Source organism: Dietzia cercidiphylli, from assembly GCF_014145145.1.
Classification (GTDB): Bacteria; Actinomycetota; Actinomycetes; order Mycobacteriales; family Mycobacteriaceae; genus Dietzia; species Dietzia natronolimnaea.
On record NZ_JAALEA010000374.1, the window covers coordinates 1 to 5,320 of the forward strand.

The window sequence follows — 5,320 nt, forward strand, 5'->3', positions numbered from 1 at the left end:
CACCACGGCCAGCGCGTGCCTGCCCGCCGCGACGGCGGCCTTGTGCGTGGCGGGCACGGACGCCAGCCCCAGATCCGCCCTGGGGCGCCCCACGATGACGGTGGCAGCGGTGGTCGGATCCCAGTTGAGCGCCGAGGCCCCGGAGGCGAGATCGGCGTGCCGGTCCCCGCGGACGACGGCGTCGACCAGCATCGCCTCCATGCGGGTGTCCCAGGCGCCCCGGTTCTCGGCGGCGGCCGCGTACACCGAGGCAGCGGTGAAGCCGAGCTCGCGACCGAATTTCAGCACCGCCGCGATCATGAGCCCGCGCTGGCGCTCGTTGTGGGTGATCCGCGGCATGACCAGCTCGAAGTACTCGCACGTGGAGCGGACGAGCTGCACGGTCTCCTGCAGGGACAGGCCCTGACCGAGGCCCTTGGGCAGAAGCTTGAACCCCGCGATCGTGTCGGTGTGCGGGGCCTCGGGGTTGCGCATCCAGGTGACGAAGTCGCGCACGGCGCTCTGGATGATCAGCTGGATCTCCGCCCGTTGGTCGGCGGACAGCCCGGCGAAGAACGGCAGGTCCTCCTCGAGGGACCGGACCGCTTCCGTCGACAGCGTCCCCGAGTACCGGGTGATGCGCTTGAGCAGCGCATCCGAGACCGGTCGCTGATCCGGAGCCCTCGCGGATCGGCGCCGTGACGGCTGTACGGTCTGTGGCCCGGCCCCCGCCGCGGGTCCGGTCGTCTCGGTCACGCCACCCCGGGATCCGTCGTGGGCTCGGGCGCCGCCATGACGTCGTCGATCTTGTACAGGCGGGCCGCCTCGAGCAGGGTGCGCTTCTCGAGGCTGCCCTCGCGGACCAGCCCGGCGAGGACCGCGACGATGATCGATTCGGCGTCGGTGTTGAAGAAGCGACGCGCAGCCGGTCGGGTGTCGGAGAACCCGAATCCGTCGGTGCCCAGGACGGTGAAGTCACCGGGGACCCATCCGCGGATCTGGTCCGGCACCGCCTTCTGGTAATCGCTCACGGCGACCTTCGGTCCCTCGCTGCCTTCGAGAGACGCGGTGACGAACGGGGTCCGGGCATGCTGATCCGGGTGTCGGAGCTCGTGGCGTTCACACTCGTAACCGTCCCGTGCCAGTTCGTTCCACGAGGTGGCCGACCAGAGATCGGCGGCCACGTCCCACCGCTCGGCCAGGGTCTTCTGGGCTTCGGCGGCCGCGTACATCGCGACACCCGAGGCGAGGATCGAGGCCTTGTGCGCGCCCTTCTCGGCCTTGCGGAAGAGGTACAAGCCCCGGAGCAGGGCGTCGGAGTCCAGATCCTCGGGCTCCGGCGGCTGCGGGACGGGCTCGTTGTAGAGGGTGATGTAGTACGACACGTTGCGGTCGATCCCGTCGGTGTCGTTCTCATGGGCGGCGCCCGGCCCGTACATCCGCTCGATCCCCGCGCGCATGATGTGGGCGAGTTCGAAACCCCATGCGGGGTCGTACGAGATGATCCCCGGGTTGGTGGCGGCGAGAAGCGGTGAATGGCCGTCCATGTGCTGCAGCCCCTCACCGGTGAGGGTGGTTCGGCCGGCGGTGGCGCCGAGCAGGAACCCGCGGGCGAGCTGGTCGGAGGCCGCCCAGATGGCGTCGCCGGTGCGCTGGAAACCGAACATCGAGTAGAAGATGTACAGCGGGATCATGGGCTCACCGTGGGTCGCATACGCGGTGCCGGCGGCGGTGAACTCGGCCACCGACCCGGCCTCGCTGATCCCCTCGTGCATGATCTGGCCCGTCTTGGACTCCTTGTAGCTGAGCATGAGGTCGTGGTCGACGGAGGTGTAGTTCTGCCCGTGCGGGTTGTAGATCTTCAGGGTCGGGAACCACGAGTCCATCCCGAAGGTCCGCGCCTCGTCCGGGATGATCGGGACCAGACGATCGCGTAGCGACTCGTCCCGCATGAGCTCCTTGCAGGTGCGGACCAGGGCCATCGTGGTGGCGACCGACTGCTTTCCCGAACCCTTGCGGAGCGAGGCCAGGGAATCGATGTCCGGGACGGAGAGCGGGGTGAAGGTCTGGCGCCGCTCGGGCACGTGCCCGCCCAGCGCGTTCCTCCGCTCGAGCATGTAGCGGATCTCCGGCGAGTTGGGACCCGGGTTGTAGTACGGGGGCAGCGTCGGGTCGGCCTCCAGTTCCTCGTCCGTGATGGGGATGAGCTGCTTGTCGCGGAACAGCTTGAGGTCGTCCAGCGTCAGCTTCTTCATCTGGTGCGCGGCGTTGCGGCCCTCGAAGTTCTGGCCCAGACCGAAACCCTTGACCGTGTGCGCGAGGATCACCGTGGGCTGACCGGTGTGCTCGAGCGACGCCTTGTAGGCGGCGTGGATCTTCCGGTAGTCGTGCCCGCCGCGGCGGAGGGCCCAGATCTCGTCGTCGGTCATGTCCTCGACGAGCTTGGCCGTGCGGGGATCACGGCCGAAGAAGTGCTCGCGGATCCAGGCGCCGTCATTGGCGCGGAACGTCTGGTAATCACCGTCCGAGACGGAGTTCATGAGGGAGACGAGCGCACCCTCGGTGTCCTTCTCGAACAGCGCGTCCCACTCGCGGCCCCACACGACCTTGATGACGTTCCATCCGGCGCCCCTGAAGTACGACTCCAGCTCCTGGACGATCTGCCCGTTGCCGCGGACCGGGCCGTCGAGGCGCTGGAGGTTGCAGTTGATGACGAAGGTCAGGTTATCGAGCGCGTCGTTCGCGGCCACCTGCAGGGCTCCGCGCGAGTCGACCTCGTCCATCTCACCGTCGCCGAGGAACGCCCACACGTGCTGCTGGGAGGTGTCCTTGATCCCGCGGTTGTGCAGGTAGCGGTTGAACCGCGCCTGATAGATGGCGTTCATGGGCCCGAGGCCCATCGACACCGTGGGGAACTCCCAGAACTCGGGTAGGCAGCGGGGATGGGGGTAGGAGGGAAGTGAGCGTCCGGGGTGGCTCTTCTCCTGCCGGAACCCGTCGAGGTCGTGCTCGCGGAGGCGACCCTCGAGGTAGGCGCGTGCGTACATGCCGGGTGAGGCGTGCCCCTGGAAGAAGATGTGGTCACCACCCCCGGGGTGGTCCTTGCCGCGGAAGAAGTGGTTGTAGCCGACCTCGTACAGCGGGGCCGCGCCCGCGTAGGTGGAGATGTGGCCGCCCACACCGATGCCGGGCCGCTGGGCGCGGTGGACCATGATGGCCGCGTTCCAGCGGATCCAGCGCCGGTAGGTGCGCTCCACCGACTCGTCGCCCGGGAACTCGGGTTCGAGGCTGGTGGGGATCGTGTTGACGTAGTCCGATGAGGTGAGAGCCGGAAGGGGAACCCGCTGCTTGGAGGCGCGCTCGAGGAGCCTGAGCATGAGGTAGCGCGCCCGCTCGGGGCCCGCCTCCGCGAGCATGCCGTCGAGGGAGTCCATCCACTCCTGCGTCTCCTCGGGGTCCGAGTCCGCGAGATAGGACGCGACCCCCTCCCGGAGGACCGGCACGTTGGTGGGTGCGGAACCATCTCGGGTGCCTACGGTCTCGGTCATGCGTCTCGTCCTCACTTCTGCGATACGTACAGCGGCGACCCGGTGGGGTCACCACACATGTCGGGGTGCAGTGTCCGGTCGACCGCACGCGCCGCGGGTGTGTGGCGGATGGCGAGGTCGACCGGCCACGGGCCGTCGTCGGCCCATGACTTCCTCTGATTGTGCCCCAAAGCGTGATGCGCGACACGGGGCTGCGCTCTGACCGCCCAAATAGGCGGTAGTCGTTTCCCGTGGGAGGGTGCGCGGGTAGTGTTCCTGGTCAGCGAAAGACCAAGACGAACGAAGTCGGATACGAGGGAGGAACACCACGGTGGTCGCCGCGGCGAACCAGCAGGACGGGGCGGATCAGATTGCTGGTCAGCTCGAACTGACGAAGGACATGCTCGTTCAGGAGGTCGGATGGGATTCTGACTGTGACGAGTCGATCAGTGAGGCCGTCGAGGACGCCGTCGGGTCGGAGCTGCTGGAGGAGGACACGGACGAGATCGTCGACGCGGTACTGCTCTGGTGGCGCGACGGCGACGGCGACCTGGTGGACAGGCTCATGGACGTCGTGACCCCGTTGGCGGAGGAGGGTTCCGTGTGGGTCCTCACCCCCAAGACGGGGAACGACGGCCACGTGGAGCCCTCGGTCATCGCCGAGTCGGCCCAGACCGCCGGGATGCTTCAGACCCGCACCGCGGCCCTGGGGGACTGGGCGGGAAGCCGCCTGGCGCTGCGGAAGAACAGCATTCCGCGGAAGTAGAACGCCATTCCGCGGTCGTGATCGCACCCCCCGGGGGTGCTCGGCCGCCCGGCGGTGGGGCACCAGAACCGGGATGAGTTGATCTCACGAACACCGGCACCCGAGGTGCCGGTGTTCTCTCATGCACCGTGCGGGCACGCGGGACCGGAGGCGTGTCCGGGCGCCCTGTCGGTCGGCCGCCCGGTCGCCGGTCAGCCGTCCGGTCCGAGCAGGACGACCCCGCCGGACACCGACTGGGCGGGCCCCGGCAGCGGAACGCGGTAGGGGCGCCGGTCCTCGCCGGCGTACGGGGCAGCCCGGAGGCCGCCGCCCCAGGCCCACAGGTTTCCCGTCCGGTCGATCCCGTACGACGAGGCACCTGAGGCGCCGATCCACTCCATCGGCGGCACGCCGACCACCTGCTGCGGCGAGGCGGTGGAGGTGTCCTCGGCGTCCCCGTCGCCGAGCATCCCGGAGACGATGCGTCCCCACGCCCAGACGTGCCCGTCGGAATCCCGCGCGAGCGCGAAATCGTTTCCGCCGGCCACCTGGACGATGTCGGTCAGGCCCTCGATCCTGACCGCCCGCGGGCTCTGACCTCCACGCGGTTCGACGCCCAGCAGTCCGTGGACGTTGTTGCCCCACGCGCACACCTCTCCGGTGCTGGTGGCGATGACGGCGGCCCCTCCCGGGTTGGCCACGCTGACGGCACCCGGGACGTCCCGGATCGTGCGGACCAGCGTCCCGTCCGGCTCGCCGATCACCTGGGTGAGATTGATCCCCCACCCCTGCACCCTGCCGTCGGAGCGCAGGGCGAGGACGTTGAGTTGCCCGTCGGCCACCTGGATCACGTTCTCGACCTTGGGGACCGGGCCCGGGGTGGGCTGCTGACGCTCGGCTCCGCGGTGGCCCCCGCTCGCGATGAACGAGTCGCCCCACGCGGTCACGGATCCGTCGGAGTGGGTGGCGAGGAACGCTCCACCGACCGCCGCCACGGAGGTGGCGTCCCGGACGCCGGGCACCTTCTGTGGCAGCGCCGCCGCGGGCCCGGCGGGCGTGCCGGCGAGGA

Annotated in this window: 3 protein-coding genes and 1 pseudogene; 1 reads left to right on the forward strand and 3 read right to left on the reverse strand. The window is 69.3% G+C overall.

Annotated features, from left to right (window positions below; translation table 11 throughout):
• Nucleotides 1–735 (reverse strand): annotated as a pseudogene (locus tag G6028_RS13240) (PucR family transcriptional regulator); the annotation flags it as partial.
• Complete coding sequence (gene aceE / locus G6028_RS13245) at nt 732–3,527, reverse strand: pyruvate dehydrogenase (acetyl-transferring), homodimeric type (RefSeq protein ID WP_179524990.1); 2,796 nt, start codon at nt 3,525–3,527, stop codon at nt 732–734. The pseudogene G6028_RS13240 and the gene aceE, both read right to left, overlap by 4 nt.
• 310 nt (nt 3,528–3,837) lie before the next feature.
• Between aceE and G6028_RS13250 the strand changes: the two genes are divergently transcribed.
• Entirely contained in the window at nt 3,838–4,272 is a 435-nt protein-coding gene (locus tag G6028_RS13250) for a DUF3052 domain-containing protein (protein WP_182609628.1), read from the forward strand.
• A 191-nt stretch (nt 4,273–4,463) separates the two neighbouring features.
• Here G6028_RS13250 and G6028_RS13255 read toward each other — a convergent pair.
• Nucleotides 4,464–5,320: RCC1 domain-containing protein (locus G6028_RS13255; protein WP_182659149.1), on the reverse strand; the 857-nt coding region annotated here is incomplete at its 5' end.